General features: G+C 59.4%; 1 protein-coding gene. It reads left to right on the forward strand.

The genetic code is table 11. The annotated features are described in order from the left end of the window. Window positions 1-645: ISAs1 family transposase (locus PH547_RS33790; RefSeq protein ID WP_285170496.1), on the forward strand; the 645-nt coding region annotated here is incomplete at both ends.

Genomic DNA, 645 nt, shown 5'->3' on the forward strand with positions numbered 1-645 from the left:
TGGCCGAAAAGGATCGCCTGAAAGGCGCGCTCGTGACCATCGACGCCATTGCCTGCAATGCCAAAACCGCCCAGGCGGTGCTCGATGCAGGCGCTGATTACCTCCTGGCGGCCAAGGCCAATCAGCCCGGCCTGATGGGTGAGATCGAGCGCTTCTTTGCCGACGCTCCGGCAAACCTCACCTCAACCGTGACCGAAGTCGACAAGGGCCATGGCCGGGTCGAAGAGCGGCGGGTCACCGTCTCCACTCAAATCGACTGGCTCTCCGGCGACAGGCGCTTTCCCGGCGAATACCGCTTCCCGTCCATCGCCACCATCGTCAAGGTGCAAGCACAAGTCTATGAAAAGTCCAGGCAAAGCAGCCAGGTCCGCTTCTATATCTCCTCACGGTCGATGACCGCGCTCCAGTTCGCCGAGGCCATACGTGGCCATTGGGCCATCGAGAACTCCCTCCATTGGGTACTCGACGTCACCTTCAACGAGGATGCCGCCCGATCTCGAACCGGGCATGGACCAGCCAACATGGCCGTCGTCCGACACTTCGCCATCAACATGGTTCGAAGCCATAACGACAAGCGCAGTATCAAACTCAGACGAAACAAAGCAGGCAGAAACCCACAATACATGGCCGAAATCATCCGAGCAT

This window comes from Rhizobium cerradonense (assembly GCF_030182455.1).
In the GTDB taxonomy this organism is placed as follows: Bacteria; Pseudomonadota; Alphaproteobacteria; order Rhizobiales; family Rhizobiaceae; genus Rhizobium.